Source organism: Virgibacillus sp. DJP39, assembly GCF_049310925.1.
GTDB lineage: Bacteria > Bacillota > Bacilli > Bacillales > Amphibacillaceae > Virgibacillus_F.
In genome coordinates, this window is the sequence record NZ_JBMERP010000021.1 from 22,083 (window position 1) to 47,100 (window position 25,018).

Here is a 25,018-nt window from a genome sequence, read left to right on the forward strand (position 1 = left end):
CCCATAAAGCAGTTTAGCTGCGGTGCATGAGCAACAAAGGTTAATCACTACCATTCAGAGAAAGGAGGAGGACATATGCCACGTAAAGGACCAATACCTAAACGCGATGTCTTGCCGGATCCACTTTATAATTCAAAACTAGTTACTCGTTTAATCAACCAAATCATGATTGACGGGAAACGAGGAAAAGCGCAAAAAATTCTTTATAATGCATTTACACTAATTGCAGAACGTAGTGGACAAAACGCAATGGAAGTTTTTGAACAAGCAATGAAAAACGTAATGCCAGTATTAGAAGTACGCGCACGTCGTGTTGGTGGATCAAACTACCAAGTACCGATGGAGGTTCGCCCAGAACGTCGCCAAGCACTTGGCCTGCGCTATGTTGTGAATTATTCACGACTACGCGGAGAAAAGACAATGGAAGAACGCCTTGCTAACGAAATTCTAGATGCTTCAAACAACACTGGAGCTGCTGTTAAGAAGAGAGAAGAAATGCACAAAATGGCGGAAGCAAATAAAGCATTCGCTCACTACCGCTGGTAGGATAAAACAAATAACATTTTCTTAGGAAGGAGAAGAATACATGGCTAGAGATTTCTCCTTGGAAAAGACACGCAATATTGGTATTATGGCGCATATTGATGCAGGTAAAACCACTACTACTGAGCGTATTCTTTTCTATACAGGACGTATTCATAAAATTGGTGAAACCCATGAAGGTGCCTCTCAAATGGACTGGATGGAGCAAGAGCAGGAGCGTGGAATCACAATTACGTCTGCTGCAACTACTGCTGCATGGAAAGAGCACCGTATAAACATCATTGATACACCAGGACACGTGGACTTCACAGTTGAAGTAGAACGTTCATTACGTGTACTTGATGGAGCGGTAACAGTACTTGATGCACAATCAGGTGTAGAACCACAAACAGAAACAGTGTGGCGCCAAGCTACAACATACGGCGTACCTCGTCTTGTGTTTATTAACAAAATGGATAAACTTGGTGCAGACTTCATGTATTCCACAGGAACTCTCACTGAACGTTTAGGTGCAAATGCACACCCGGTTCAATTACCGATAGGTGCTGAAGATGACTTTGAGGGAATTATTGATCTTGTTACAATGACTGCTTTTTATTATGAAGATGACTTGGGAACTCGCGCTGAAACACGTGAAATCCCTGCTGATTTATTAGAACAAGCACAAGAGTTACGTGCAGGATTGATTGAAGCAGTTTCTGAACTAGATGAAACTTTAATGATGAAGTTCCTTGAAGGTGAAGAGGTTTCAAACGATGAGCTTAAAAAAGCAATTCGTGAAGCTACCTTGAATGTTGAGTTTTACCCAGTATTTTGTGGGTCAGCATTTAAAAACAAAGGTGTTCAATTAATGCTTGATGGTGTTATTGATTACTTGCCTGCACCAACTGATGTACCACCAATCGAAGGTATCATACCAGGTACTGAAGAAAAAGTGGAACGTAAAGCTGATGACAGTGCTCCTTTCTCTGCGCTAGCATTTAAAGTAATGACAGACCCATTCGTTGGTAAGTTAACATTCTTCCGGGTATATTCTGGAACTTTAGATTCTGGTTCATATGTAAGAAACTCTGTAAAAGATAAGCGCGAGCGTGTTGGGCGAATCCTACAGATGCATGCGAATTCTCGTCAAGAGATTTCAACTGTTTATTCTGGTGAGATAGCTGCAGCGGTTGGCTTAAAAGATACTACTACAGGGGATACACTTTGTGATGAGAAAGAACTTGTTATCCTAGAAGCTATGGACTTCCCAGAACCGGTTATCGGTGTAGCTATTGAACCTAAAACAAAAGCTGACCAAGACAAAATGTCAATTGCTTTAGGGAAACTCGCTGAAGAAGATCCTACTTTCAGAACTGAAACTAACGTAGAAACTGGTCAAACAATTATTTCTGGTATGGGCGAGCTTCACTTAGACATTATTGTTGATCGTTTGAGACGTGAATTCAAGGTAGATGCAAACGTGGGTGCACCACAGGTTGCTTATCGTGAAACGTTCCGTGGATCTGCTGAAGTCGAAGGTAAATTTGTTCGTCAGTCAGGTGGACGTGGACAGTACGGACACGTTTGGGTTAAATTTGAGCCAAACGAAGAAGGTGCTGGATTTGAATTCCAAAACAAAGTTGTCGGTGGTTCAGTACCAAGAGAATACATTGGTTCAGTTGAAGCCGGTATTAAAGAAGCGACACAAAATGGTGTATTAGCTGGTTATCCATTAATAGATATCAAAGCGACACTATATGATGGTAGCTATCATGATGTTGACTCGAACGAGATGGCATTTAAAATAGCAGGATCAATGGCACTTAAGGCTGCAAAAACAAAATGTAAAGCAGTTCTTCTTGAGCCACTTGAAAGAGTAGAAATCGTAATTCCAGAAGAATACATGGGAGATATCATGGGAGATGTAACATCTCGTCGTGGCCGTGTAGAGGGTATGGAAGCGCGTGGACCTGCTCAAGTAATTAAAGCATTTGTACCGCTATCTGAAATGTTTGGTTACGCAACAGCATTGCGTTCAAACACACAGGGCCGTGGAACATTTACAATGCACTTTGATCATTATGAAGAAGTGCCAAAAAGCATTTCTGAAGAAATTATCAAAAAAAATGCTGGTGAATAATTGATTTTTCAAAGATTCTCAAGTATAACTCTAATTATAGGCTAAGAAATTAGCGCTGTATGAATCTAAAATTTACTTTTATTTATTTGAAGGAGGAACTATAAATGGCTAAAGAAAAATTTGACCGCTCGAAAGCCCATGTAAACATTGGTACTATTGGACACGTTGACCATGGTAAAACAACATTAACAGCTGCAATCTCAATTGTAATGCACAAGAAATCTGGTAAAGGTACAGTAATGGCTTATGACCAAATTGATGGTGCTCCAGAGGAAAAAGAACGTGGAATTACAATCTCCACTTCACACGTTGAGTACGAAACAGATGCTCGTCACTATGCGCACGTTGACTGTCCAGGTCACGCTGACTATGTTAAAAACATGATCACTGGTGCTGCACAAATGGACGGCGCTATCTTAGTAGTATCATCTGCAGATGGTCCAATGCCACAAACTCGTGAGCACATCTTGCTTTCACGTAATGTTGGTGTTCCGTCAATCGTAGTATTCCTTAACAAAACTGACATGGTAGATGACGAAGAACTTCTTGAACTAGTAGAAATGGAAGTACGTGATCTATTAACTGAGTATGACTTCCCTGGTGATGACGTTCCAGTTATTAAAGGTTCTGCTTTGAAGGCAATCGAAGGCGTTGAAGAATACGAAGCAAAAATCATTGAATTGATGGATGCTGTTGATGAGTATATTCCAACTCCTGAACGTGATACTGACAAACCATTCATGATGCCTGTTGAGGATGTTTTCTCAATTACAGGCCGTGGTACAGTTGCAACGGGTCGTGTTGAGCGTGGTGTAGTTAGAGTCGGTGATGATGTTGAAATTATCGGACTTAACGAAGGACCAGCTAAAACAACTGTAACTGGTGTTGAAATGTTCCGTAAGCTTCTTGATTATGCTGAAGCTGGTGATAACATTGGTGCACTACTACGTGGTGTATCCCGTGATGATATCGGACGTGGTCAAGTACTTGCTAAGCCAGGTACAATCACTCCACATACAACCTTTAAATCTGAAGTTTACGTATTATCAAAAGAAGAAGGTGGACGTCATACTCCATTCTTCGGAAACTATCGTCCGCAGTTCTATTTCCGTACTACTGACGTAACTGGCGTAATCCAGTTACCAGAGGGCGTTGAAATGGTTATGCCTGGCGATAACATTGAAATGAGTGTAGAACTTATTTCACCAATCGCAATTGAAGACGGTACACGTTTCTCTATCCGTGAGGGTGGACGTACAGTTGGATCTGGCGTTGTATCAAATATCCAAAAGTAAGTTATAGATAAAAAAGCAGGTAGCGTGACGACGCTACCTGCTTTTTTTAATGGGTAAGTACAACTAGCTTTCTCGTCGCAAATCTTGATGATAATCCGACTGTTTCTAAAAATCGAGCATCAACCGGAAGAAATCGAGCACCAAATCAAAATTTCGAGCATCGATCAGTAGAAATCGAGCACCAAATGTTCAGTGCTCGACTTTCATACAACAATGCTCGAATTCTGCAATATGCTGCTCGAATTTTAATCACCAAACTCGAGTGAATACTAAGTCGCTACTTCTAAGCAACACGTTTAGAAAGGTGCTTTCTAAACGTGTTAATCATCACTTATTTTCATTTACTAAAACAAGTCCCAAAAAAATATGCCTAACCTCTTGCATTCTATTAAAAAACTTTGTATAATACATAGATGTGCGAATACGTTATTTAAAAAATGTATTGCATCGGCCGCGTTTATTCTATATAATGAGAATGTTGGTCATAAAAGGCGATGAAGTGAAAGGTTGTTGATACACCCGGCCCCTTTGCCATGGCGGGTGATTGAGAAATTTTCACGGAGAATGTCTATTAGAAAATGGACGAAAAGGAGGGAAAATAATGGCAAAAGAGAAGATTAGAATTCGTTTAAAGGCTTATGATCACCGTATTCTAGATCAATCAGCTGAGAAGATTGTAGAGACAGCTAAGCGTTCTGGTGCTAATGTTTCAGGACCTATTCCACTGCCTACTGAAAAATCTATTTATACTGTATTACGTGCGGTGCACAAATACAAAGATTCTCGCGAGCAATTCGAAATGCGTACACATAAGCGTTTAATCGACATTGTTGATCCAACACCGCAGACTGTTGATTCGTTAATGCGTCTTGACTTACCGTCGGGTGTGGATATTGAAATCAAATTATAAAAATAATGTATTTACTATAGGAGGTGTAACGGATGACGAAAGCAATCTTAGGTCGTAAAATCGGCATGACTCAATTATTTTCTGAAAACGGTGAACTGGTTCCAGTAACTGTAATCCAAGCTGAGGCTAACGTGGTTTTACAAAAAAGAACTTTAGAGAATGATGGTTATGAAGCAATTCAACTTGGTTTTGCAGAAGCAAAAGGCAAGCACGTCAATAAAGCTAAGCAAGGTCATGCTGAAAAAGCAAGCACTAGCACTAAGCGCTACGTTCGTGAATTCCGTGACGCGAAACTTGATGAGTATGAAGTAGGTCAAGAAGTAAGCGTTGATGTTTTCAAAGCAGGCGACAAAATTGATGTATCTGGTAAATCAAAAGGTAAAGGATTCCAAGGGGCGATTAAACGCCACAATTTCCATCGTGGTCCAATGTCACACGGTTCCCACTTCCACAGATCTCCAGGTTCATTAGGCGCAGTTGACCCAATGCGGGTTTTCAAAGGTAAAAAAATGCCAGGTCACATGGGTAGCGAAAACGTAACTATCCAAAACCTAGAGGTAGTCAATGTTGACACCGAACGCAACCTTCTATTAATTAAAGGTAACGTTCCTGGTGCAAAAAAATCATTCGTGAAAATTACGAGTGCAATAAAGGCTAACTAATCACATAAACGAAGGGAGGATATGTCATGCCTAAAGTAGCACTATTAAAACAAGATGGTTCACAAGCTGGAGAAGTAGAATTGAATGATTCTGTATTTGGTATTGAGCCAAATGAACATGTATTACATGATGCGGTAGTTATGCAACGTGCATCTATGCGTCAAGGTACACACGCAGTTAAAAATCGTTCCGATGTACGTGGCGGTGGTCGTAAACCATGGCGTCAAAAGGGTACTGGTCGTGCTCGTCAAGGTACGATTCGTGCACCACAATGGGTTGGTGGCGGAGTAGTATTCGGACCTACACCACGCAGCTACAGCTATAAGCTTCCAAAAAAAGTTCGTCGTTTAGCACTTCAATCAGCTTATTCTTCTAAAGTAAAAGAGGATAACTTAGTTGTTTTAGAAAGTTTAGCAATTAACGCTCCTAAAACGAAGGAAGTAGTAAGTTTGCTTGCGGCACTTAACGTTGATACAAAAGTGTTAATCGTAACAGCAGATAAAGATGAGAACGTAATTCGTTCTGCAAATAACCTTCAATCAGTAAAAGTACTTACTGTTGAACAGGTTAACGTCTTAGACTTGCTTTTGCATGACAAGCTGATCTTAACGAAGGATGCAGCTGAAAAAGCAGGGGAGGTGCTTGCATAATGAAAGATCCACGTGATATTATTAAGCGCCCTGTCATTACAGAAAACACTGCTGATTTAATGTCAGACAGAAAATATACTTTCGAAGTATACCCAAAAGCAAATAGAACAGAGATCAAAGATGCTGTTGAATTAGTTTTTGGTGTTAAAGTCATAAAAGTAAATACAATGAATCTAAAAGGTAAGTTCAAGCGCATGGGTCGTTACGGCGGATACCGTTCCGATCGCAAAAAAGCTATTGTACAGCTTTCAGAGGATAGTAAAGAACTAGACTTTTTCGAAGGCTAAAAACTAGAAACATGTGAAGGAGGGAAAAAAGATGGCGATTAAGAAGTACAAACCTACCACTAACGGTAGACGAGGAATGACAACTTCTGATTTTGCGGATATTACAACTAATAAACCAGAGAAATCCTTGTTAAGCCCGCTCCACAACCGTGGCGGACGTAATAACCAAGGTAAATTAACCGTTCGTCATCAAGGTGGTGGCCATAAACGTCAGTACCGTCTGATTGACTTCAAACGTGATAAAGATGGTATACGTGGACGCGTTGCTACGATTGAGTATGATCCAAACCGTTCTGCTAACATTGCATTAATTAATTACATTGATGGAGAGAAAAGATATATTTTAGCTCCTAAAGGAATTAAAGTTGGTCAGGAAATCGAGTCTGGTAAAGAAGCGGACATTAAAGTCGGCAATTCACTTCAACTTCAAGACATTCCAGTGGGTACTATAATTCACAATGTAGAATTGAAGCCTGAACGTGGCGGACAACTCGCAAGGTCTGCTGGTGCTGAAGCACAAATTCTTGGACGCGAAGAGAAATATACGCTAGTGCGTTTATCATCTGGAGAAGTACGTTTAGTGCTTTCGACTTGTCGTGCTACAATTGGTCAAGTTGGTAACATCGAACACGAGCTTATCAAAATTGGTAAAGCAGGACGTTCCCGTTGGTTAGGCAAGCGCCCAACTGTACGTGGTTCTGTAATGAACCCTAACGATCACCCACACGGTGGTGGTGAAGGACGCGCTCCAATCGGACGCAAATCACCAATGTCTCCTTGGGGTAAACCAACTCTTGGGTACAAAACTCGTAAACGTAACAAACCTTCTAGTAAATTTATCGTTCGTAAGCGTAAAAAATAACGGAATAATAGAACGGATATTAACTCCGTTCCTCAATTGCGAAAGGAGGTTTATCCATGGGTCGTAGTTTAAAAAAAGGACCTTTTGCAGATGACCATCTAATGAAAAAGATCGACAAATTAAATGAAGATGACAAGAAACAGGTAGTAAAAACTTGGTCTCGTCGTTCAACTATTTTCCCTACATTTATAGGTCATACTGTAGCAGTATACGACGGACGTAAACACGTACCGGTTTATGTTACAGAAGATATGGTCGGACATAAATTAGGTGAATTCGCGCCAACACGTACGTATAAAGGACACGCTGGCGATGATAAGAAAACAAAACGCTAATGAGAGGAGGCACTCAACATGCAAGCTAAAGCCGTTGCAAAATCTGTTCGTATTGCTCCTCGTAAAGTACGTTTAGTAGTAGATTTAATTCGAGGAAAAAAAGTTGGGGAAGCGGTAGCTATTTTACGCCTTACTCAACGTGGTGCATCTCCAGTCGTAGAAAAAGTTCTTAATTCTGCCATTGCAAATGCAGAGCATAACTACGAAATGGATCCAGATAACCTAATTGTTTCAGAAGCATTCGTAAATGAAGCAGCAACTTTAAAACGTTTCCGTCCACGTGCTCAAGGACGTGCAAGTAAAATCAATAAACGCTCAAGCCATGTAACAGTGGTTGTATCAGAAAAGAAGGAGGGATAGTCAGTGGGTCAAAAGATAAATCCAATAGGTCTTCGTGTCGGTGTCATTCGTGACTGGGAGTCAAAATGGTATGCTGGCAAAGACTATGCAGACTTACTTCACGAAGATATTAAAATAAGAGAATATCTGGAGAACCGTTTACGTATTGCTGCTGTTTCTTCTATTGAAATCGAACGTGCAGCAAACCGTGTAAACATCACTATTCATACTGGTAAGCCTGGTATGGTAATTGGTAAAGGCGGTTCCGAGGTTGAAGCTCTTCGTAAATCATTAAACAGTCTAACTGGCAAACGTGTTCACATCAATATCGTTGAAGTTAAAAAGGTAGATTTGAACGCTAAGCTAGTCGCAGATAATATTGCTCGTCAATTAGAAAACCGTATTTCATTCCGTCGTGCTCAAAAGCAATCTATTCAACGCGCTATGCGTGGTGGAGCAAAAGGAATTAAAACACAAGTTTCCGGACGTTTAGGTGGAGCAGATATCGCTCGTGCGGAACATTATAGTGAAGGAACAGTACCACTACACACATTGCGTGCTGATATCGATTATGGTACAGCAGAAGCAGATACTACTTATGGTAAGTTAGGTATTAAAGTGTGGATCTATCGTGGAGAAGTCCTTCCAACTAAAAACACAAAATAAGGAAGGGGGATATGCATTATGTTAATGCCCAAGCGTGTTAAATATCGTAAACAACATCGTGGTAAAATGAGAGGTCAAGCAAAAGGTGGCACAACTGTAGCTTTTGGTGAGTATGGTTTGCAAGCACTTGAAGCATCATGGATTACCAACCGTCAAATTGAAGCTGCACGTATCGCAATGACTCGTTACATGAAACGTGGCGGTAAAGTTTGGATTAAGATTTTCCCAGATAAACCATATACTGCAAAACCCCTTGAAGTTCGAATGGGTTCCGGTAAAGGTGCTCCTGAAGGATGGGTAGCAGTAGTTAAACCAGGTAAAATTTTGTTTGAAATTGCGGGTGTTAGTGAGGAAGTTGCACGTGAAGCTTTACGTCTTGCTTCTCATAAACTACCGATTAAAACTAAGTTCGTAAAACGTGAAGAAATTGGTGGTGAAATCAATGAAGGCTAATGAAATCAGAGAACTAACCACTGCCGAAATTGAACAAAAGGTAAAAACGCTAAAAGAAGAACTATTTAATTTACGCTTTCAGTTAGCAACAGGATCTTTGGAAAACACTGCACGTATTCGTGAAGTTCGTAAGTCCATTGCTCGCTTAAAAACAGTTGCTCGTCATCGTGAACTAAGTGTAAATAACTAGAAACTTAGAGAGGGGGTTAGCCTCATAATGAGTGAACGTAATAATAGAAAAGAGTACACAGGTCGTGTAGTGTCAGATAAAATGGATAAAACTATCACCGTATTGATTGAAACGTATAAATTTCATAAATTATACGGTAAGCGTGTAAAGTATTCTAAGAAATTCAAAACACATGATGAAAATAACCAGGCTAAAACTGGCGATGTGGTACGTATCATGGAAACTCGTCCATTGTCATCCACAAAGCGTTTTCGTTTAGTTGAAGTAGTCGAAGAAGCAGTAATTATTTAATTAAAGTTCGGGTTCGCTCGGAAGGTATCCGAAGGGAGGTCACAACGACATGATTCAACAAGAGACTCGTTTAAAAGTAGCAGATAACTCGGGAGCGCGCGAAGTACTTACTATTAAGGTACTAGGAGGTTCTGGACGCAAGACTGCTAACATCGGTGATGTAATTGTTTGTACTGTGAAACAAGCAACACCTGGTGGCGTTGTCAAAAAAGGTGAAGTAGTTAAAGCAGTAATTGTACGTACGAAGAGTGGTATGCGTCGTAAAGATGGATCATATATTCGTTTCGATGAAAATGCTGCAGTCATCATTCGTGATGATAAAGGTCCAAGAGGGACTCGTATTTTCGGACCAGTAGCACGTGAATTACGCGATGCAAAATTCATGAAAATCGTATCTCTAGCACCAGAAGTATTATAAGTAGTAATGAAAAGCCTTATAGGGAGGTGCGCTAAGCATGCATGTAAAAAAAGGTGATAAAGTAAAAGTGATTTCCGGTAAAGACCGTGGAAAACAAGGCACTATATTAGAAGCATATCCAAAAAAAGATCGTGTGCTTGTTGAAGGAATTAACATGGTTAAGAAACACGCCAAGCCTTCACAAGATAATCCACAAGGTGGAATTTTAAACCAAGAAGCGCCAATTCATGTTTCTAACGTAATGCCAATTGATCCTAAATCCGGAGAGCCAACTCGTGTTGGATTCGAAGAACGTGATGGAAAGAAAGTCCGCATCGCTAAAAAATCCGGTGAAGCATTAGATAAATAATTTAGCGACGAAAGGAGGGCGACATGATGAATGAATTAAAACAAACATATCAGGATGACGTAATGCCATCTTTGATGAATAAATTTAATTATAAATCCGTAATGGAAACACCTCGTGTTGAGAAAATCGTTATAAACATGGGTGTCGGTGATGCAGTTCAGAACACGAAGTCTTTAGACAGTGCTGTTGAAGAATTAGCATTAATTTCTGGACAAAAACCAATGGTAACTCGCGCGAAAAAATCAATCGCTGGATTCCGTTTACGTGAAGGAATGCCAATCGGAGCAAAAGTAACCCTTCGTGGTGAACGCATGTACGAATTTCTACAAAAACTTGTGCAGGTTTCACTTCCACGTGTTCGTGACTTCCGTGGGATTTCTAAAAAGGCTTTTGATGGCCGCGGAAACTATACTTTAGGTGTTAAAGAACAACTAATTTTCCCAGAAATCAACTACGATAACGTAAATAAAGTGCGTGGTATGGATATTGTAATTGTAACAACATCAAATACTGACGAAGAAGCACGTGAACTTTTAGCTCAGCTAGGCATGCCTTTCCAAAAATAAGCTTAGAAGCTAATACAAGGAGGGAAAATTTGTGGCTAAAAAATCGATGATTGCGAAACAAAAACGCACACAGAAATATAAAGTGCAAGAGTACACGCGTTGTGAACGCTGTGGCCGTCCACATTCAGTAATTCGTAAATTTAAACTATGCCGTATTTGTTTCCGAGAACTTGCCCATAAGGGTCAAATTCCTGGTGTCAAAAAAGCAAGCTGGTAAAACCCGATTTGGGAAGGAGGTAATAAGTAATGGTTATGACAGATCCAATCGCAGATATGCTTACTCGCATTCGTAATGCAAACATGGTACGCCATGAAAAACTAGAGCTTCCGGCTTCTAAAATGAAAAAAGAAATTGCTGATATATTAAAACGTGAAGGTTTTGTACGTGATTATGAATTCATTGAAGATAATAAGCAAGGTGTTCTGCGTATTTTCCTTAAGTACGGTGTAAGTAGCGAACGAGTAATAACAGGTATCAAACGTATAAGCAAACCAGGACTACGTGTTTATGCAAAGGCTGATGAGGTGCCACGTGTACTAAACGGTTTAGGTATAGCTATTGTTTCAACATCTAAAGGTGTGTTATCTGATAAAGAAGCACGTACTCAAGCTGTTGGCGGCGAAGTTCTAGCATATGTTTGGTAATTAACATTTTAAGACAGGAGGTGCACGTAAATGTCTCGTATAGGACTTAAGCCAGTTGAAATTCCAGATGGTGTGGAAGTTAAGGTAGATGGAAATATTGTTAAAGTTAAAGGCCCAAAAGGCGAACTATCAAGACCTATTCATGTTGATATGAAGGTTGTTATTGAAGGTAATGTATTAACTGTTGAACGTCCAAGTGATAACAAGGACCACCGCGCTTTACATGGCACAACTCGCAGTATTATCAACAATATGGTTGTAGGAGTTCACAAAGGATTTGAAAAGAACCTTGAACTTGTCGGGGTTGGTTACCGTGCGCAGAAACAAGGCGATAAAGTCGTTGTTAACGCTGGTTATTCACACCCAGTTGAACTTGAATCTAATGAAGGTATTGATATAGAAGTTCCTAAAAACACACAAATGATTGTTAAGGGAATAGATAAAGAATTAGTTGGTGCAGTTGCTGCTAAAATCCGTGCAATTCGCCCACCTGAGCCTTATAAAGGTAAAGGGATTCGTTACCAAGGTGAATTTGTACGCCGTAAAGAAGGTAAAACTGCTAAGTAATAGTGGTTAGGGAGCAGAAAGGAGTGACCTAGATGATCACAAAGCCTGACAAAAATAGATTGCGTAAAAAGAGACAAAAGCGTGTTCGTAAAAACCTTTTTGGAACAGAACAACGCCCGCGTTTAAATGTATATCGTTCAAATAAGAACATTTATGTACAATTAATTGACGATGTTAACGGAGTAACACTTACAAGTGCTTCTGGTACAGATAAAGAATTGACAGTTGAAGCTGCTGGTAACGTTGAAGCCGCTAAGAAAGTCGGAGAATTAATCGCTAAACGTGCCCAGGATAAAGGTTACAAATCGATCGTCTTCGATCGTGGAGGCTACCTTTATCATGGACGTGTAAAAGCATTGGCAGATGCTGCCCGCGCGGCAGGTCTTGAATTTTAATCGATAGATAAAGGAGGGACATACATGCGTACAAGCATAGATCCGAACAAATTAGATCTTGAAGAACGTGTTGTAACGATTAACCGTGTTGCAAAAGTTGTTAAAGGTGGACGTCGTTTCCGTTTTGCTGCATTGGTAGTAGTCGGAGATAAAAATGGTCACGTAGGCTTCGGTACTGGTAAAGCACAAGAGGTACCAGAAGCAATTAAAAAAGCAGTTGATGACGCTAAGAAAAACTTAATCACTGTACCAATTGTTGGAACTACAATACCACATCAGATTAATGGTAGGTTTGGCGCAGGTAATGTATTAATGAAGCCTGCTGCAGAAGGTACTGGAGTTATCTCTGGTGGACCTGTACGTGCGATTTTAGAACTTGCTGGTGTTGGTGATATTTTGACTAAATCACTTGGATCCAATACCCCAATTAATATGATTCGTGCTACATTAAATGGACTTACAAACTTGAAACGTGCAGAAGAAGTTGCAAAACTACGCGGAAAGTCTGTAGAAGAACTGTTAGGATAAGGAGGGAAATACTATGTCTAAAAAATTAGAAATCACCCTCACGCGCAGTGTTATTGGAAGATCAGAAGTGCAAAAGCACACTGTTCAATCATTAGGACTAAAAAAGATTCGTCAATCCGTAGTTCGTGAAGATACTCCAGCCGTGCGCGGTATGGTTAACAAAGTATCTCATCTAGTAGCGGTTAAAGAAGTTTAATTATCACAAGCGTAAAGAGGAGGTGCTCGTATGAAACTTCATGAAATGAAGGCAGCAAAAGGAAGTCGTAAAGAACGTAATCGTGTAGGTCGCGGAATGTCATCTGGTAACGGAAAAACTTCCGGTAGAGGAACTAAAGGTCAGAATTCACGTTCAGGTGGTGGAACTCGTCCGGGCTTTGAAGGTGGACAAATGCCATTATTCCAACGTTTACCAAAACGTGGATTTACGAATATTCATCGTAAAGAATTTGCTGTAGTTAATCTTGACACTTTAAACCGATTTGAAGATGGTACAGAAATTACACCAGAACTTCTTCTTGAAGAGGGTGTAGTTAGTAAACTAAAAGCAGGTATTAAAATACTTGGTAATGGTACTGTTGAGAAGAAGTTTACTGTAAAAGCTCATAAGTTCTCTGCTTCAGCTAAGGAAGCAATTGAAGCAGCGGGCGGTCAAACAGAGGTGATTTAATGTTCCGTACAATTTCCAATTTTATGCGCGTGGCTGATATCAGACGGAAAATCATATTCACATTATTAATGCTGATTGTATTCCGTCTAGGCACTTTTATTCCCGTGCCATATACCGATAAAGATGCAATTGAACACATTATGGGTCAAGGAAATGTATTTGGGTTTCTAAACACATTTGGTGGTGGGGCATTACAAAACTTTTCTATTTTCGCAATGGGAATTATGCCTTATATCACAGCATCAATCATCATGCAATTACTTCAAATGGATGTTGTACCGAAATTTACCGAGTGGAAGAAACAAGGAGAAATGGGTCGTAAGAAATTAGCCCAAATCACAAGATATGGAACAGTTGCACTTGCATTTGTTCAAGCTATTGCCATGTCTATTGGTTTTAATGCAATGGCAGGCGGGCAACTAATCATGAATCCAGGCGTTCTTACATTTCTAGTTATTGCCATTGTTCTAACAAGTGGAACAACTTTTCTAATGTGGCTTGGTGAACAAATAACTGCAAATGGTGTTGGGAATGGTATATCCATATTAATCTTTGCTGGTATCGTAGCTGCAGTTCCGAATGGTGTTAACCAATTATATAGTCAGTATTTTGTTAATCCTGGTGATGAATTGTTTATCAATATCGTAATTGTAGCAATGATTGCCTTAGTTGTAATCGCGGTCGTTGTTGGAGTGATATTCATTCAACAAGCATTGCGGAAAATACCTGTTCAATATGCAAAAAAATTGGTCAACCGTTCACCGGTGGGTGGTCACTCTACTCATTTACCGTTAAAGGTTAATGCTGCAGGAGTTATCCCAGTAATTTTTGCTATTGCATTTATTATTGCACCAAGAACAATTGCTGGTTTCTTCGAAGGTAATGAAATTGCGGAAACTATTGTAACTGTTTTTGATTATACGCAACCAATCGGAATGGTTATATACGTCGCATTAATTATTGCTTTCACCTATTTTTATACATTTGTTCAGGTCAATCCAGAACAAATGGCTGAGAATTTACAAAAACAGGGTGGATATATTCCGGGGATTCGTCCAGGGAAGAATACAGAAACCTATCTAACACGAGTTATGTATCGTCTTACTTTTGTAGGATCTATATTCCTCGCAGCAGTTTCTGTACTACCTATCGTATTAGGCGGTTTGGCAAAACTACCTACCGCTATACAGATCGGCGGAACAAGTTTACTAATCGTTGTAGGTGTTGCGTTGCAGACAATGAAACAATTAGAAAGCCAACTGGTGAAACGCCATTACAAAGGTTTTATAAAGTAATACTTGTTACCAATGAGAGCGAGGGGAAAATTGTTGAATTTAATTTTAATGGGTCTACCAGGTGCTGGTAAAGGTACCCAGGCAGAGAAAATAAGTAACAAATATAACATCCCTCATATCTCGACAGGAGATATGTTCCGTTTAGCAATTAAAGAAGGAACAGACCTTGGAATAAAAGCGAAAGAATTTATGGACCAAGGTGATCTTGTTCCTGATGAAGTAACAATCGGTATAGTTGAAGAGCGCTTGGGTAAGGATGATTGTCAAAATGGTTTCTTATTAGATGGGTTTCCACGAACAATCGCTCAAGCTGAGGCTTTACAAGCGCTTTTGACCAACATGGACGAGGACATAGACTATGTACTGCATGTAGATGTTCCAGAAGAACAATTAGTGAAACGTCTTACTGGTCGTAGAATCTGTCCGACATGCGGGTCTACCTACCATGTCATGTATAACGCTCCTAAAGAGGAAGGTATATGTGACAAGGATGGCAGCGAGCTGATCCAACGTAAAGATGATACGTCGGAAACGGTAAAAACTCGTTTGAATGTTAATATCAAACAAACGAAACCACTTCTAGACTTTTACCAGGAAAAAGGATATCTTGTGAGCATTAATGGAGACAAGGATATTGATGTAGTATTCCAGGATATTCAAGCAAAGTTAGAAAAGTTAGCATTGTAAACTGTATAATTCTACAGGATGTGTGCATTTCTGTTTGTTAAAAGGTATAATATATGTCGTGGTAAAAGATAAACGTATACTGATAGTAAAGTGGCACAGGATGTTACTAGTCTTTTGAAATATAGCCTTAAATAAAGGTAGCATTTAAACTATAGCCTAAGTGAAGGTGATCGTTGTTGAGCGAAGCTGATTCGGTTCCGCAAGTAGGTCAAATTGTTCGTATTAAACAAGGCCGTGAGATGGGTCAATATGCGGTTGTTATTAATATGGTAGACAACGGGTATGTCATGCTAGCAGATGGGGAAAAACGAAAGTATGATCGACCAAAGAAAAAGAATATGCATCATATTGAAGTTATGGATTATATTTCCCCTGAAGTCCAAAATAGCCTTCTAGAAACTGGTCGTGTCACAAATGGTAAGTTGAGATTTGCCATATCTAAATTTGTCAATGAAGTTGTGACTGATTTGAAGAAGGGAGACCAACACGATGGCGAAAGAAGATGTAATTGAAGTAGAAGGTACAGTAATGGATACATTGCCAAACGCAATGTTTAAAGTTGAGCTTGAAAACGGTCATACGGTTTTGGCACATGTTTCAGGTAAAATTCGCATGCATTTCATTCGTATTTTACCTGGTGACAAAGTGACAGTAGAACTCTCACCGTATGATTTAACTAGAGGACGGATTACGTACCGTTATAAATAACCGAGAGAGCTCCGATTATAAAGGAGGTAAAGATGATGAAGGTAAGACCATCTGTTAAACCAATTTGTGAAAAATGTAAAGTTATCAAGCGTAAAGGCAAAGTAATGGTGATTTGTGAAAATCCTAGACACAAGCAAAAACAAGGCTAATAAACAAGGAGGTGCATCGGGCATATGGCACGTATTGCAGGTATAGATATTCCACGTGATAAACGTGTAGTTATTTCCTTAACCTACATTTATGGTATTGGAAAAAACACTGCACAGGAAGTCCTTAAAGAAGCAGGCGTTTCAGAAAACACTCGTGTACGCGATTTGACTGAAGATGAATTAAGCAAAATTCGTAAAGCAATTGATGAATTTACGGTTGAAGGTGATCTTCGTCGTGAAATATCACTAAACATTAAAAGATTAATTGAAATTGGATCCTATAGAGGAATCCGTCATCGTCGTGGGTTACCGGTTCGTGGTCAAAAGACAAAAAACAATTCACGTACTCGTAAGGGTCCACGTCGTACAATGGCTAACAAGAAAAAGTAACGTGAAGGAGGTAAGCTAATCAATGGTTCGTAAAACTAATACGCGAAAGCGTCGTGTGAAAAAGAATATTGATACTGGTATTGCGCATATTCGTTCTACGTTTAACAATACAATTGTTACGATTACGGATACACAAGGTAATGCTATTGGCTGGAGCTCAGCAGGTTCACTTGGCTTTAAAGGGTCACGTAAATCGACACCTTTCGCAGCTCAGATGGCAGCTGAAGCAGCAGCAAATACAGCAGTAGAAAACGGCATGAAAACACTAGAAGTTACTGTTAAAGGACCTGGTGCAGGTCGTGAAGCAGCAATTCGTTCCTTGCAAGCAGTAGGTCTAGAAGTAACAGCTATTCGTGATGTAACACCTGTTCCTCACAATGGTTGTCGCCCGCCAAAACGTCGTCGCGTATAATTGTACCGTATATAATTTGTCACCCTGTCTATAATGGGTTATGATAGCTAAAAGTGTGGATCGTAAGAGGGCACTGCCTTTTCGGCCATCCAAACCGACCAGCATCAATGAACGACATAAAATACGAAAGTAATACAATAGTGCAGAAACGCCAACTGCCTATTTGGGGAATTTCGGTTAGACCAGTTATGTCTAGCCGGGGTTTCGACGTTTTTAAGGAGGGTTTTGTTGAATGATCGAAATTGAAAAACCAAAAATAGAAACAGTAGAGATCAGCGATGATGCCAAATTTGGTAAATTCGTCGTCGAACCGCTTGAACGTGGATATGGTACTACTCTAGGAAACTCCTTGCGTCGTATCCTACTATCCTCACTTCCGGGCGCTGCTGTAACGGCAGTTCAAATCGATGGAGCACAGCATGAATTTTCAACAATTGATGGTGTTGTAGAAGATGTAACAACAGTCATTTTGAATTTGAAAAAGCTAGCTCTTAAAATTTACTCTGATGAAGAAAAAACACTAGAGATTGATGTGCAGGGAGAAGGAAAAGTTACGGCTGCAGATCTAACGTATGATAGTGATGTTGAAGTATTGAACCCTGAACTTCCAATTGCTACGATTAATAGCAAAGGAAGCTTGCATATGAAAATAACTGCTGAACGTGGTCGCGGTTATCGTCCTGCTGAAGGAAATAACCATGATGATCAACCAATTGGCGTTATTCCAGTCGACTCTATCTTCACACCAGTATCACGCGTAACTTACCAAGTTGAAAACACTCGCGTCGGGCAGATTGCAAACTTTGATAAGTTAACATTAGATGTGTGGACAGATGGAAGCATTCGCCCTGAAGAGGCCGTTTCTTTAGGTGCAAAAATATTTACTGAACATCTTAATATTTTTGTAGGTTTAACAGATGAAGCGCAAAATGCCGAAATAATGGTGGAAAAAGAAGAAGATCAGAAAGAAAAAGTAATGGAAATGACAATTGAAGAGTTAGATCTATCTGTTAGATCCTACAATTGTTTGAAACGTGCTGGTATCAATACAGTTCAAGAACTTGCAAATAAGTCTGAAGAAGACATGATGAAAGTTCGTAATTTAGGTCGTAAATCTCTAGTTGAGGTAAAAGTAAAACTTGAAGATTTGGGTTTAGGATTACGTAACGACGACTGATAAAAATTAGATTGATTAGAATATAGTTGTTGTATCGTCTGTTAACAGACATACGCAATATATTTTAATTAATGTTACTAAATTACAATCGCCCATGAATCATAATAAGGGAGGGATAGTCCATGGCTAGAAAGTTAGGTCGTACAACCGATGTACGTATGGCACTACTTCGCAATCTTGCAACTGACTTAATCATTCACGAACGAATTGAGACAACAGAAGCAAAAGCGAAAGAATTAAAATCAGTAACTGATAAAATGATTACACTAGGCAAACGTGGAGATTTACATGCACGTCGTCAAGCTACATCATTCTTATACAATCAAGCAGCTAATGAAAATGAAAATGTTATTCAAAAGCTTTTTGGAGAAATAGCAGAACGTTATGAGGAACGCCAAGGTGGATATACTCGTGTTCTTAAGCTAGGAGCTCGTCAAGGTGACGGAGCTAAAATGGCAATTATCGAACTAGTATAATGCAACTTTTGCGCGTTAGGGGCAGGACTGAATCTCTTCCACGAGGTGAAGCCAAGCCCTTTTTTTGTAGAAAATTAATATTTGAAAATGCAGGTAATTGTAATGCGTTGTTCAATAAGTACATTCCGACAGTTGATAAAGCGGGTTAACGGTTGATAACTGCGCCCGACGGGTTGATAATAAAGAAAACAACTTAGTAATTAAATAAATATGCAATCCCAGGGCCAATGAGAAGAGCTAGAGGAGGTAATACCAATGCGAGATAAATTAGTTGAGTTTAGAGATGTATCATTTCGATACGGAGAAGATGAGCCTTGGGTATTAAAGAATTGCAGCTTTCATATTTTCATAAATGAATGGGTGGCTATTATAGGTCATAATGGTTCGGGTAAGTCAACAATTGCTAAGCTTATGAATGGCTTGCTTTTTCCGCAAGAAGGAGAAATACTGATCAACGGATTACGTGTTACCGAGGAATCCATTTGGGATATACGTAAGGATGTTGGCATGGTGTTTCAAAATCCGGACAATCAGTTTGTTGGGACAACTGTTCAGGATGATGTTGCATTTGGCATGGAAAACCGTGGCATACCTCGTACTGAAATGATAAAACGAATTGACGCTAATTTGAATGCTGTTGGTATGCAGGATTATAGGATGACTGAGCCACATCGTCTTTCCGGTGGCCAGAAGCAGCGTGTGGCCATTGCTAGTGTTCTAGCAATTTCTCCACAGGTGCTTATTTTGGATGAAGCTACAGCTATGCTTGACCCTAAGGGACGTAAAGAAATTATGCATACTGTTTCAAATTTGCAAAAGAAAGACCACCTTTCTTTGATTACCATTACACACGACCTTCAAGAGGTTACACTGGCAGAACGTGTTATTGTAATGAATAATGGAGAGATTTGGGACGAGGCTACTCCCCGTGAAATCTTTTCAAAGAAGGCGGAACTACGTAAAATTGGTTTAGACGTTCCTTTTGTGGCTATTCTGTCTGATGAACTTAAACAATTGGGTATACCAATGACTGATGAAGCACTAAATCAAGAGGAATTGCTGGAGGATTTATGGACATTACATTCAAGAACGTAAGCTATATATACCAAAGAAAAACACCATTTTCTCATAAAGCAATAGATGATTTATCCTTTCATATACCATCGGGTTCATTCGTTGCGATAGTTGGCCACACGGGTTCAGGTAAGTCGACCTTGATTCAACACTTAAATGGTCTGGTGATGCCAAGTGAGGGTGAAGTGACCATCGGGAACTTCCATTTAAAAGATGGTGAAAAGCCTAAGAATATGAAAGAACTGAGAAGTCGTGTTGGGGTCGTTTTTCAGTATCCAGAACACCAGTTGTTTGAGGAAACGGTTGAAAAGGACATTGCATTTGGTCCAGATAACTTTGATGTTCCAGCTGATGAGATTAAAGATCGAATTAAACAGATTGCACCTTCAGTAGGTTTGAATGATGAGTTACTAATGCGTTCGCCTTTTGAACTTAGCGGGGGACAAATGCGAAGAGTGGCTATCGCAGGGGTGCTTGCAATCAAACCGGAAGTACTTGTGCTAGATGAGCCAACTGCAGGATTAGACCCTCGTGGACAACAAGAAATAATGGATATGTTTCTAAAATTGCATCACGAACAGAACCTTACGACTGTTCTTGTCACACATAGCATGGAAGATGCAGTTAAATATGCTGACCATGTGATTATTTTAAACAAAGGCAAGAAGTATATGGAAGGTAAACCTGAAGATGTATTCGTTCAGCAGGACGCCCTAAGAGAAGTTCAACTTGATGTTCCTGAAGCAGTTCAATTCTTAAAGTCTTTTGAAAAAAAATTCGAGTTATCTATTCCCTACAATCGGCAATCAACTAAGGAAATTGCTCAATCGATTCAGCAGTTATTAAAGGGGGCTGATTCAAATGAATAATGCAATGATTATCGGTCAGTATGTGCCCGGTGAATCGCTTGTTCATAAATTGGATCCACGCTCTAAAATAACGATTATATTCTTTTTTGTTTTTGTCGTTTTTTTAGCCAACTCGTTATTAAGTTATGGGATTCTTACCTTATTTGCATTAGCAAGTATGTTTACTACCAGAATACCGATTAGCTATATTATCAAGGGTTTGACTCCAGTATGGTTTCTAATTATATTTACGTTCTTCCTGCATCTTTTTGTGACAAAAGAAGGTACAGTTTTATTTGAAATTTTTTCTTTTAATATATACTCTGGTGCACTTATCCAAGGTTTCTCTATTTCTATGCGTTTTTTTCTATTAATTTTGGTTACATCCTTGTTAACACTTACGACTACACCAATTGAAATTACAGACGCAATAGAAGATATGCTACATCCATTAAAGAAGGTTAGATTTCCTGTTCACGAATTAGCACTGATGATGTCTATTTCACTTCGATTTATTCCAACATTAATGCAAGAAACAGATAAAATCTCACGGGCACAAGCCTCACGAGGTGTGGATTTTCGTACAGGTAAAATAAAAGAACGAGTAAAGGCGGTTGTACCCCTATTAGTACCCCTTTTTGTAAGTGCCTTTAAACGAGCAGAGGAATTAGCAATGGCAATGGAAGCACGTGGGTATCAGGGTGGAGAAGGACGTACAAAGTTAAGAGAATTGAAAATAGAAAAGCGTGATGTCGCTATATACCTGCTTTTTGTGTGCGTACTTGCAGGTTTGTTGCTGACTAGGAACTATTAACTTGGGGAAGTGCTGGATTAGACATGGAAAAAATTAAATGTATTATTAGCTATGATGGTACCAATTTTTCAGGTTTTCAAATACAGCCTAAAAAAAGAACCGTTCATGGTGAACTAGAAAAGGCATTGCAGACGATCCACAAAGGTGAGCATATTCGTATTCATGCATCTGGTAGAACGGATACAGGTGTGCATGCGATAGCTCAGACAATCCACTTTGACACACCCTATGATATACCACTGGAAAACTGGAAACGTGCGCTTAACACACTGCTGCCTGACGATTTATACGTACGTGAGGTAGAAGGAGCACCAACTTCTTTCCACGCGCGCTATGATGTATTGGAAAAAGAGTATCGCTATTATGTTTGGAATGAAAGAGAAAAGGATGTTTTCAAGCATAATTATGCTTATCAGTTTCCTTATGATTTAGATTTAGATGAGATACAAAGGGCTTGTAGATATTTGGAGGGCGAGCATGATTTTACTACCTTTTCTTCGGCAAAAGCTACTACAAAAGGCAGCAAAATTAGAACGCTCTACCAAGTAACCTGTACTAAACGGGGTAGTGAGCTTGAATTTATTTTCAGAGGGAGCGGCTTTTTGTACAATATGGTCCGGATTATTGTTGGAGCGATGCTTGATGTCGGCCAAGGAAGGCGGCACCCCGAAGATATGGTTCAGCTTTTGGAACAGAAGGATCGTCAGCTTTTAGGCGAAACAGTTCCACCTCAGGGACTTTATTTATGGAATGTTAGATATAAGTAATCATGTCTAGTTTTAAAGGAATGCTCTTTTCGTAAGTTTTGTTGTTCTTTAACCACCGCAGTTGATAAAAACTGCGACGTAAATGCTATATTTATTTTTAACACTCTTTATTAGATTGGTGTTGATCCAGCGCTTCGGAAAGCGAAGTATTCTGACGGAACGGCGTCGGAGATATTTTCATTACGTCGCAGTTTATAGATTTTGTGTTAAAGACAACAATCTTTTTGAAAACTGCTTAAAGGAAAAACATCCTTTTCTACTTGACAATTAACTAGTATCTAGTATATGATGATATATGGCATTTTATTTCAAAACCATGATTAGCCCCGGAATCTAATTATGATGAAATAAACGAAAAAGATTGATGTAAATTAGGAGGGAAACTATCATGCGTACAACGTTCATGGCTAATGAAAGTAACATTGAACGCAAATGGCTTGTTGTAGATGCTGAAGGTAAACGTTTAGGTCGTCTAGCAAGTGAAGTTGCGACATTGTTACGTGGAAAGCATAAACCTACGTATACACCACATAATGATTCTGGTGATAACGTTATTATTATTAATGCAGAGAAAATTGAACTTACTGGAAATAAAATAAACGATAAAATGTATTATCGTCACTCAAACTACCCAGGTGGTTTGAAATCACGTAATGCTGACGAAATGCGTACAAAGTATCCACAGCAAATGCTTGAACTTGCTGTTAAGGGTATGCTACCAAAAGGTCCTTTAGGCCGTAAAATGGGTAAAAAATTGCACGTATATAAAGGTTCGGAACATAATAACCAAGCACAAAAACCAGAAGTTTACGAACTTCGCGGATAATTAAAAGGAGGTCAACCGAATGGCACAAGTACAATACTACGGCACAGGTCGTCGTAAAAAATCAACTGCACGTGTACGTCTAGTTCCAGGTAGTGGTAAAGTTGTTGTAAACGGTCGTGAAGCTCAGGCTTATTTCCCGTATGAAACACAGCTTCTTATCCTAAACCAACCACTTGCTACAACAGAAACAGAAGGCACATATGACGTTTTAGTAAACGTTCATGGTGGAGGATTCACTGGTCAAGCTGGTGCTATCCGTCATGGTGTTGCTCGCGCTCTATTAATAGCGGATCCAGAATATCGCGCTTCTCTAAAACGTGAAGGATACCTAACTCGTGATGCCCGCATGAAAGAACGTAAGAAATACGGTCTTAAAGGCGCTCGTCGTGCACCACAGTTCTCAAAACGTTAATATATACGTTAAAAGGCTCTCAACTATTTGGTTGGGAGTCTTTTTTTGTGCGCAAAAATAACCTTAAACCTAGCAATTAGAGTTACTAAATCAGTGATCAAGAACTACTTAAGTTTTCTATTTCAATCTGTCTATTTAAAAATACTTGTACAACTCTAGTTATACAATGAAGAGTAGATACATAAATTTAATTAAAGGTAACTAATTAATTAAAGGAGAGATGCAATATGTATTGTACTCAATGCGGTTCTACAATTGAAAAAAACGCTAGATTTTGTGGTGGATGTGGTACAAGTTTAGCTTCTATAATAGAGGACAAAGGCAGCAAGGAAAATAACTATCAGGACTACTCTATACAAACGGTTAATAATAATAAAGGGATGATCATAGAAAACAATGAATTTCTTGAACAAGGAAACACAGTTATGAAAGGGTTTATCAGATTTGTCTCAGAGAGTGTTAAAGGTCCTATGAAAGCAAGTAGAAGGGTAACTGAGGCAAGTTTGATGAGTGTTGCTATTACCCATATTCTTTTTGCACTGACTGTATCACTACTTATTTATTTTATGTCTAAGAGCTTTACAGATACCTTCTTTCTGGGCCTTGGTGAGATACCGTTCATCTTTGTTGTGGTGACATTATTCTTTTTTACATTGATCTATCTTGCAGTATACACAGGGATTGTCTTTGGAATTGCAAAAGTAATGCGTGCAAAAACCAGTTACAAACAAGTTCTGATTAGATTAGGTGTATTTATCGTAATTCCAGTAGTTCTACTGTTGTTTGCGATTCTTTTTTACTTCATATCTGCCACGACCTTTAGTTTTGCTCTATTCGGTGTTGGTATTGGTTTATTCTTTGTTTCAAGTTTTTTAACTATATTCTCGGTAATGGAGGACTCATCCGTAGGGTTGGATGTATACTATGGTCTAATTCTTACCATTATAGCAATTGCAATTATTTTATTTATTTTAAGTGACAGCGTCATGGGGAATTTAATCAATCAAATACTTGAGGTATTGCTGAATTAAATCCAGTTTAGCTAAATAATTCACGATAAATAACTTTGCTTCTTATATTTTAAAGCTTAATAGCATGGAAAGCCTGAATGTTCTTGTCCTTTAAACCTGATCAATTTATCAACAGGTGTTTGGCAACCCAAATGCTTGTTTTCCTCTGCCAACTTGTCTTTGAATTTTAGGTGCGCGGTTTACCTTGCATCTATATACTTATGTACAAATAA

40 protein-coding genes are annotated in these 25,018 nt (G+C 39.2%); all 40 read left to right on the forward strand.

Annotated elements, in window-relative coordinates:
- The first annotated feature begins 75 nt into the window (after window positions 1-75).
- The 40 genes from rpsG to ACOI1D_RS09230 all read left to right on the forward strand — a co-directional run bounded on the left by rpsG (window position 76) and on the right by ACOI1D_RS09230 (window position 24,806).
- Entirely contained in the window at window positions 76-546 is a 471-nt protein-coding gene (gene rpsG, locus ACOI1D_RS09035) for a 30S ribosomal protein S7 (protein WP_089530259.1), read from the forward strand.
- 40 nt (window positions 547-586) lie between these two features.
- Entirely contained in the window at window positions 587-2,665 is a 2,079-nt protein-coding gene (gene fusA, locus ACOI1D_RS09040; RefSeq protein ID WP_422500950.1) for an elongation factor G, read from the forward strand.
- A gap of 104 nt (window positions 2,666-2,769) precedes the next feature.
- The gene (gene tuf / locus ACOI1D_RS09045; RefSeq protein ID WP_422500951.1) at window positions 2,770-3,960 is read left to right on the forward strand and encodes an elongation factor Tu; all 1,191 of its coding nucleotides are present in this window, start codon (window positions 2,770-2,772) and stop codon (window positions 3,958-3,960) included.
- Window positions 3,961-4,561: 601 nt separating this feature from the next.
- Window positions 4,562-4,870 carry a 30S ribosomal protein S10 gene (gene rpsJ / locus ACOI1D_RS09050; protein ID WP_422500952.1) on the forward strand — a complete coding sequence of 103 codons (309 nt, stop codon included), beginning with the start codon at window positions 4,562-4,564 and terminating at the stop codon, window positions 4,868-4,870.
- A 32-nt stretch (window positions 4,871-4,902) separates the two neighbouring features.
- On the forward strand, window positions 4,903-5,532 hold the full coding sequence (gene rplC, locus ACOI1D_RS09055; protein WP_422500953.1) for a 50S ribosomal protein L3: 630 nt from the start codon (window positions 4,903-4,905) through the stop codon (window positions 5,530-5,532).
- Between the two features lie 26 nt (window positions 5,533-5,558).
- Window positions 5,559-6,182, forward strand: coding sequence for a 50S ribosomal protein L4 (gene rplD, locus ACOI1D_RS09060; protein ID WP_422500954.1), 624 nt, complete (start codon window positions 5,559-5,561; stop codon window positions 6,180-6,182).
- On the forward strand, window positions 6,182-6,469 hold the full coding sequence (rplW, locus tag ACOI1D_RS09065) for a 50S ribosomal protein L23 (protein WP_422500955.1): 288 nt from the start codon (window positions 6,182-6,184) through the stop codon (window positions 6,467-6,469). The genes rplD and rplW overlap by 1 nt, the downstream gene beginning before the upstream one ends.
- 31 nt (window positions 6,470-6,500) lie before the next feature.
- Window positions 6,501-7,331, forward strand: coding sequence for a 50S ribosomal protein L2 (rplB, locus tag ACOI1D_RS09070; RefSeq protein ID WP_422500956.1), 831 nt, complete (start codon window positions 6,501-6,503; stop codon window positions 7,329-7,331).
- A gap of 56 nt (window positions 7,332-7,387) precedes the next feature.
- Window positions 7,388-7,666 (forward strand): 30S ribosomal protein S19, encoded by a 279-nt coding sequence (rpsS, locus tag ACOI1D_RS09075; protein ID WP_422500957.1) that lies wholly within the window; start codon window positions 7,388-7,390, stop codon window positions 7,664-7,666.
- Window positions 7,667-7,684: 18 nt separating this feature from the next.
- A complete protein-coding gene (rplV, locus tag ACOI1D_RS09080; RefSeq protein ID WP_422500958.1) occupies window positions 7,685-8,026 on the forward strand; it encodes a 50S ribosomal protein L22 in 342 nt (113 codons plus the stop codon).
- 3 nt (window positions 8,027-8,029) lie between these two features.
- Window positions 8,030-8,671: a 30S ribosomal protein S3 gene (gene rpsC, locus ACOI1D_RS09085; protein ID WP_422500959.1), complete on the forward strand. Its 642-nt coding sequence runs from the start codon at window positions 8,030-8,032 to the stop codon at window positions 8,669-8,671.
- A gap of 18 nt (window positions 8,672-8,689) precedes the next feature.
- Complete coding sequence (rplP, locus tag ACOI1D_RS09090; RefSeq protein ID WP_422500960.1) at window positions 8,690-9,124, forward strand: 50S ribosomal protein L16; 435 nt, start codon at window positions 8,690-8,692, stop codon at window positions 9,122-9,124.
- Window positions 9,114-9,314: a 50S ribosomal protein L29 gene (gene rpmC, locus ACOI1D_RS09095; RefSeq protein WP_422500961.1), complete on the forward strand. Its 201-nt coding sequence runs from the start codon at window positions 9,114-9,116 to the stop codon at window positions 9,312-9,314. The genes rplP and rpmC overlap by 11 nt, the downstream gene beginning before the upstream one ends.
- Window positions 9,315-9,341: 27 nt before the next feature.
- The gene (rpsQ, locus tag ACOI1D_RS09100) at window positions 9,342-9,605 is read left to right on the forward strand and encodes a 30S ribosomal protein S17 (RefSeq protein WP_422500962.1); all 264 of its coding nucleotides are present in this window, start codon (window positions 9,342-9,344) and stop codon (window positions 9,603-9,605) included.
- Window positions 9,606-9,654: 49 nt separating this feature from the next.
- Window positions 9,655-10,023: a 50S ribosomal protein L14 gene (gene rplN, locus ACOI1D_RS09105; protein ID WP_404450873.1), complete on the forward strand. Its 369-nt coding sequence runs from the start codon at window positions 9,655-9,657 to the stop codon at window positions 10,021-10,023.
- A gap of 37 nt (window positions 10,024-10,060) precedes the next feature.
- Complete coding sequence (gene rplX, locus ACOI1D_RS09110; protein ID WP_422500963.1) at window positions 10,061-10,372, forward strand: 50S ribosomal protein L24; 312 nt, start codon at window positions 10,061-10,063, stop codon at window positions 10,370-10,372.
- A 26-nt stretch (window positions 10,373-10,398) separates the two neighbouring features.
- Window positions 10,399-10,938, forward strand: a complete 540-nt coding sequence (rplE, locus tag ACOI1D_RS09115) for a 50S ribosomal protein L5 (RefSeq protein ID WP_422500964.1) — start codon at window positions 10,399-10,401, stop codon at window positions 10,936-10,938.
- 31 nt (window positions 10,939-10,969) lie between these two features.
- Window positions 10,970-11,155, forward strand: a complete 186-nt coding sequence (locus ACOI1D_RS09120; RefSeq protein WP_003322624.1) for a type Z 30S ribosomal protein S14 — start codon at window positions 10,970-10,972, stop codon at window positions 11,153-11,155.
- A 29-nt stretch (window positions 11,156-11,184) separates the two neighbouring features.
- Window positions 11,185-11,583: a 30S ribosomal protein S8 gene (gene rpsH, locus ACOI1D_RS09125; protein ID WP_089060904.1), complete on the forward strand. Its 399-nt coding sequence runs from the start codon at window positions 11,185-11,187 to the stop codon at window positions 11,581-11,583.
- 30 nt (window positions 11,584-11,613) lie between these two features.
- Window positions 11,614-12,150 carry a 50S ribosomal protein L6 gene (rplF, locus tag ACOI1D_RS09130; RefSeq protein WP_422500965.1) on the forward strand — a complete coding sequence of 179 codons (537 nt, stop codon included), beginning with the start codon at window positions 11,614-11,616 and terminating at the stop codon, window positions 12,148-12,150.
- A gap of 32 nt (window positions 12,151-12,182) precedes the next feature.
- The gene (rplR, locus tag ACOI1D_RS09135) at window positions 12,183-12,545 is read left to right on the forward strand and encodes a 50S ribosomal protein L18 (protein ID WP_422500966.1); all 363 of its coding nucleotides are present in this window, start codon (window positions 12,183-12,185) and stop codon (window positions 12,543-12,545) included.
- Between the two features lie 24 nt (window positions 12,546-12,569).
- Window positions 12,570-13,073, forward strand: coding sequence for a 30S ribosomal protein S5 (gene rpsE / locus ACOI1D_RS09140; RefSeq protein WP_422500967.1), 504 nt, complete (start codon window positions 12,570-12,572; stop codon window positions 13,071-13,073).
- A 13-nt stretch (window positions 13,074-13,086) separates the two neighbouring features.
- Window positions 13,087-13,269, forward strand: a complete 183-nt coding sequence (gene rpmD, locus ACOI1D_RS09145; RefSeq protein ID WP_422500968.1) for a 50S ribosomal protein L30 — start codon at window positions 13,087-13,089, stop codon at window positions 13,267-13,269.
- Window positions 13,270-13,299: 30 nt separating this feature from the next.
- A complete protein-coding gene (gene rplO, locus ACOI1D_RS09150; RefSeq protein WP_422500969.1) occupies window positions 13,300-13,740 on the forward strand; it encodes a 50S ribosomal protein L15 in 441 nt (146 codons plus the stop codon).
- Window positions 13,740-15,035 carry a preprotein translocase subunit SecY gene (gene secY / locus ACOI1D_RS09155; protein ID WP_422500970.1) on the forward strand — a complete coding sequence of 432 codons (1,296 nt, stop codon included), beginning with the start codon at window positions 13,740-13,742 and terminating at the stop codon, window positions 15,033-15,035. The genes rplO and secY overlap by 1 nt, the downstream gene beginning before the upstream one ends.
- Window positions 15,036-15,068: 33 nt before the next feature.
- A complete protein-coding gene (locus ACOI1D_RS09160; RefSeq protein WP_422500971.1) occupies window positions 15,069-15,722 on the forward strand; it encodes an adenylate kinase in 654 nt (217 codons plus the stop codon).
- Window positions 15,723-15,898: 176 nt separating this feature from the next.
- Complete coding sequence (locus tag ACOI1D_RS09165; RefSeq protein ID WP_422500972.1) at window positions 15,899-16,234, forward strand: RNA-binding protein; 336 nt, start codon at window positions 15,899-15,901, stop codon at window positions 16,232-16,234.
- On the forward strand, window positions 16,212-16,430 hold the full coding sequence (infA, locus tag ACOI1D_RS09170; protein WP_422500973.1) for a translation initiation factor IF-1: 219 nt from the start codon (window positions 16,212-16,214) through the stop codon (window positions 16,428-16,430). The genes ACOI1D_RS09165 and infA overlap by 23 nt, the downstream gene beginning before the upstream one ends.
- Window positions 16,431-16,465: 35 nt before the next feature.
- Window positions 16,466-16,579, forward strand: coding sequence for a 50S ribosomal protein L36 (rpmJ, locus tag ACOI1D_RS09175; protein WP_006310559.1), 114 nt, complete (start codon window positions 16,466-16,468; stop codon window positions 16,577-16,579).
- A gap of 24 nt (window positions 16,580-16,603) precedes the next feature.
- Entirely contained in the window at window positions 16,604-16,969 is a 366-nt protein-coding gene (gene rpsM / locus ACOI1D_RS09180; protein WP_422500974.1) for a 30S ribosomal protein S13, read from the forward strand.
- A gap of 22 nt (window positions 16,970-16,991) precedes the next feature.
- Window positions 16,992-17,381 (forward strand): 30S ribosomal protein S11, encoded by a 390-nt coding sequence (gene rpsK, locus ACOI1D_RS09185; protein ID WP_422500975.1) that lies wholly within the window; start codon window positions 16,992-16,994, stop codon window positions 17,379-17,381.
- Window positions 17,382-17,613: 232 nt separating this feature from the next.
- Complete coding sequence (locus ACOI1D_RS09190; RefSeq protein WP_422500976.1) at window positions 17,614-18,558, forward strand: DNA-directed RNA polymerase subunit alpha; 945 nt, start codon at window positions 17,614-17,616, stop codon at window positions 18,556-18,558.
- A 122-nt stretch (window positions 18,559-18,680) separates the two neighbouring features.
- Window positions 18,681-19,034 carry a 50S ribosomal protein L17 gene (gene rplQ / locus ACOI1D_RS09195; protein ID WP_422500977.1) on the forward strand — a complete coding sequence of 118 codons (354 nt, stop codon included), beginning with the start codon at window positions 18,681-18,683 and terminating at the stop codon, window positions 19,032-19,034.
- Between the two features lie 255 nt (window positions 19,035-19,289).
- Window positions 19,290-20,129 (forward strand): energy-coupling factor ABC transporter ATP-binding protein, encoded by an 840-nt coding sequence (locus ACOI1D_RS09200; protein WP_422500978.1) that lies wholly within the window; start codon window positions 19,290-19,292, stop codon window positions 20,127-20,129.
- Window positions 20,105-20,977: an energy-coupling factor ABC transporter ATP-binding protein gene (locus tag ACOI1D_RS09205; RefSeq protein ID WP_422500979.1), complete on the forward strand. Its 873-nt coding sequence runs from the start codon at window positions 20,105-20,107 to the stop codon at window positions 20,975-20,977. The genes ACOI1D_RS09200 and ACOI1D_RS09205 overlap by 25 nt, the downstream gene beginning before the upstream one ends.
- Window positions 20,970-21,770 (forward strand): energy-coupling factor transporter transmembrane component T family protein, encoded by an 801-nt coding sequence (locus ACOI1D_RS09210; RefSeq protein WP_422500980.1) that lies wholly within the window; start codon window positions 20,970-20,972, stop codon window positions 21,768-21,770. Before ACOI1D_RS09205 ends, ACOI1D_RS09210 begins: the two co-directional genes overlap by 8 nt.
- A gap of 23 nt (window positions 21,771-21,793) precedes the next feature.
- Window positions 21,794-22,537, forward strand: coding sequence for a tRNA pseudouridine(38-40) synthase TruA (gene truA / locus ACOI1D_RS09215; RefSeq protein ID WP_422500981.1), 744 nt, complete (start codon window positions 21,794-21,796; stop codon window positions 22,535-22,537).
- Window positions 22,538-22,925: 388 nt separating this feature from the next.
- Complete coding sequence (gene rplM, locus ACOI1D_RS09220) at window positions 22,926-23,363, forward strand: 50S ribosomal protein L13 (protein ID WP_422500982.1); 438 nt, start codon at window positions 22,926-22,928, stop codon at window positions 23,361-23,363.
- A gap of 19 nt (window positions 23,364-23,382) precedes the next feature.
- Complete coding sequence (gene rpsI, locus ACOI1D_RS09225) at window positions 23,383-23,775, forward strand: 30S ribosomal protein S9 (RefSeq protein WP_422500983.1); 393 nt, start codon at window positions 23,383-23,385, stop codon at window positions 23,773-23,775.
- Between the two features lie 227 nt (window positions 23,776-24,002).
- Window positions 24,003-24,806 (forward strand): zinc-ribbon domain-containing protein, encoded by an 804-nt coding sequence (locus tag ACOI1D_RS09230; RefSeq protein ID WP_422500984.1) that lies wholly within the window; start codon window positions 24,003-24,005, stop codon window positions 24,804-24,806.
- Window positions 24,807-25,018: the final 212 nt, after the last annotated feature.

What these genes read in the sequence shown, in the direction of transcription:
- rpsG (WP_089530259.1), top strand. Translation starts at nt 76, where the DNA reads ATGCCACGTAAAGGACCAATACCTAAACGCGATGTCTTGCCGGATCCA.
- fusA (WP_422500950.1), top strand. Translation starts at nt 587, where the DNA reads ATGGCTAGAGATTTCTCCTTGGAAAAGACACGCAATATTGGTATTATG.
- tuf (WP_422500951.1), top strand. Translation starts at nt 2,770, where the DNA reads ATGGCTAAAGAAAAATTTGACCGCTCGAAAGCCCATGTAAACATTGGT.
- rpsJ (WP_422500952.1), top strand. Translation starts at nt 4,562, where the DNA reads ATGGCAAAAGAGAAGATTAGAATTCGTTTAAAGGCTTATGATCACCGT.
- rplC (WP_422500953.1), top strand. Translation starts at nt 4,903, where the DNA reads ATGACGAAAGCAATCTTAGGTCGTAAAATCGGCATGACTCAATTATTT.
- rplD (WP_422500954.1), top strand. Translation starts at nt 5,559, where the DNA reads ATGCCTAAAGTAGCACTATTAAAACAAGATGGTTCACAAGCTGGAGAA.
- rplW (WP_422500955.1), top strand. Translation starts at nt 6,182, where the DNA reads ATGAAAGATCCACGTGATATTATTAAGCGCCCTGTCATTACAGAAAAC.
- rplB (WP_422500956.1), top strand. Translation starts at nt 6,501, where the DNA reads ATGGCGATTAAGAAGTACAAACCTACCACTAACGGTAGACGAGGAATG.
- rpsS (WP_422500957.1), top strand. Translation starts at nt 7,388, where the DNA reads ATGGGTCGTAGTTTAAAAAAAGGACCTTTTGCAGATGACCATCTAATG.
- rplV (WP_422500958.1), top strand. Translation starts at nt 7,685, where the DNA reads ATGCAAGCTAAAGCCGTTGCAAAATCTGTTCGTATTGCTCCTCGTAAA.
- rplP (WP_422500960.1), top strand. Translation starts at nt 8,690, where the DNA reads ATGTTAATGCCCAAGCGTGTTAAATATCGTAAACAACATCGTGGTAAA.
- rpmC (WP_422500961.1), top strand. Translation starts at nt 9,114, where the DNA reads ATGAAGGCTAATGAAATCAGAGAACTAACCACTGCCGAAATTGAACAA.
- rpsQ (WP_422500962.1), top strand. Translation starts at nt 9,342, where the DNA reads ATGAGTGAACGTAATAATAGAAAAGAGTACACAGGTCGTGTAGTGTCA.
- rplN (WP_404450873.1), top strand. Translation starts at nt 9,655, where the DNA reads ATGATTCAACAAGAGACTCGTTTAAAAGTAGCAGATAACTCGGGAGCG.
- rplX (WP_422500963.1), top strand. Translation starts at nt 10,061, where the DNA reads ATGCATGTAAAAAAAGGTGATAAAGTAAAAGTGATTTCCGGTAAAGAC.
- rplE (WP_422500964.1), top strand. Translation starts at nt 10,399, where the DNA reads ATGAATGAATTAAAACAAACATATCAGGATGACGTAATGCCATCTTTG.
- rpsH (WP_089060904.1), top strand. Translation starts at nt 11,185, where the DNA reads ATGGTTATGACAGATCCAATCGCAGATATGCTTACTCGCATTCGTAAT.
- rplF (WP_422500965.1), top strand. Translation starts at nt 11,614, where the DNA reads ATGTCTCGTATAGGACTTAAGCCAGTTGAAATTCCAGATGGTGTGGAA.
- rplR (WP_422500966.1), top strand. Translation starts at nt 12,183, where the DNA reads ATGATCACAAAGCCTGACAAAAATAGATTGCGTAAAAAGAGACAAAAG.
- rpsE (WP_422500967.1), top strand. Translation starts at nt 12,570, where the DNA reads ATGCGTACAAGCATAGATCCGAACAAATTAGATCTTGAAGAACGTGTT.
- rpmD (WP_422500968.1), top strand. Translation starts at nt 13,087, where the DNA reads ATGTCTAAAAAATTAGAAATCACCCTCACGCGCAGTGTTATTGGAAGA.
- rplO (WP_422500969.1), top strand. Translation starts at nt 13,300, where the DNA reads ATGAAACTTCATGAAATGAAGGCAGCAAAAGGAAGTCGTAAAGAACGT.
- secY (WP_422500970.1), top strand. Translation starts at nt 13,740, where the DNA reads ATGTTCCGTACAATTTCCAATTTTATGCGCGTGGCTGATATCAGACGG.
- infA (WP_422500973.1), top strand. Translation starts at nt 16,212, where the DNA reads ATGGCGAAAGAAGATGTAATTGAAGTAGAAGGTACAGTAATGGATACA.
- rpmJ (WP_006310559.1), top strand. Translation starts at nt 16,466, where the DNA reads ATGAAGGTAAGACCATCTGTTAAACCAATTTGTGAAAAATGTAAAGTT.
- rpsM (WP_422500974.1), top strand. Translation starts at nt 16,604, where the DNA reads ATGGCACGTATTGCAGGTATAGATATTCCACGTGATAAACGTGTAGTT.
- rpsK (WP_422500975.1), top strand. Translation starts at nt 16,992, where the DNA reads ATGGTTCGTAAAACTAATACGCGAAAGCGTCGTGTGAAAAAGAATATT.
- ACOI1D_RS09190 (WP_422500976.1), top strand. Translation starts at nt 17,614, where the DNA reads ATGATCGAAATTGAAAAACCAAAAATAGAAACAGTAGAGATCAGCGAT.
- rplQ (WP_422500977.1), top strand. Translation starts at nt 18,681, where the DNA reads ATGGCTAGAAAGTTAGGTCGTACAACCGATGTACGTATGGCACTACTT.
- ACOI1D_RS09200 (WP_422500978.1), top strand. Translation starts at nt 19,290, where the DNA reads ATGCGAGATAAATTAGTTGAGTTTAGAGATGTATCATTTCGATACGGA.
- ACOI1D_RS09205 (WP_422500979.1), top strand. Translation starts at nt 20,105, where the DNA reads ATGGACATTACATTCAAGAACGTAAGCTATATATACCAAAGAAAAACA.
- ACOI1D_RS09210 (WP_422500980.1), top strand. Translation starts at nt 20,970, where the DNA reads ATGAATAATGCAATGATTATCGGTCAGTATGTGCCCGGTGAATCGCTT.
- truA (WP_422500981.1), top strand. Translation starts at nt 21,794, where the DNA reads ATGGAAAAAATTAAATGTATTATTAGCTATGATGGTACCAATTTTTCA.
- rplM (WP_422500982.1), top strand. Translation starts at nt 22,926, where the DNA reads ATGCGTACAACGTTCATGGCTAATGAAAGTAACATTGAACGCAAATGG.
- rpsI (WP_422500983.1), top strand. Translation starts at nt 23,383, where the DNA reads ATGGCACAAGTACAATACTACGGCACAGGTCGTCGTAAAAAATCAACT.
- ACOI1D_RS09230 (WP_422500984.1), top strand. Translation starts at nt 24,003, where the DNA reads ATGTATTGTACTCAATGCGGTTCTACAATTGAAAAAAACGCTAGATTT.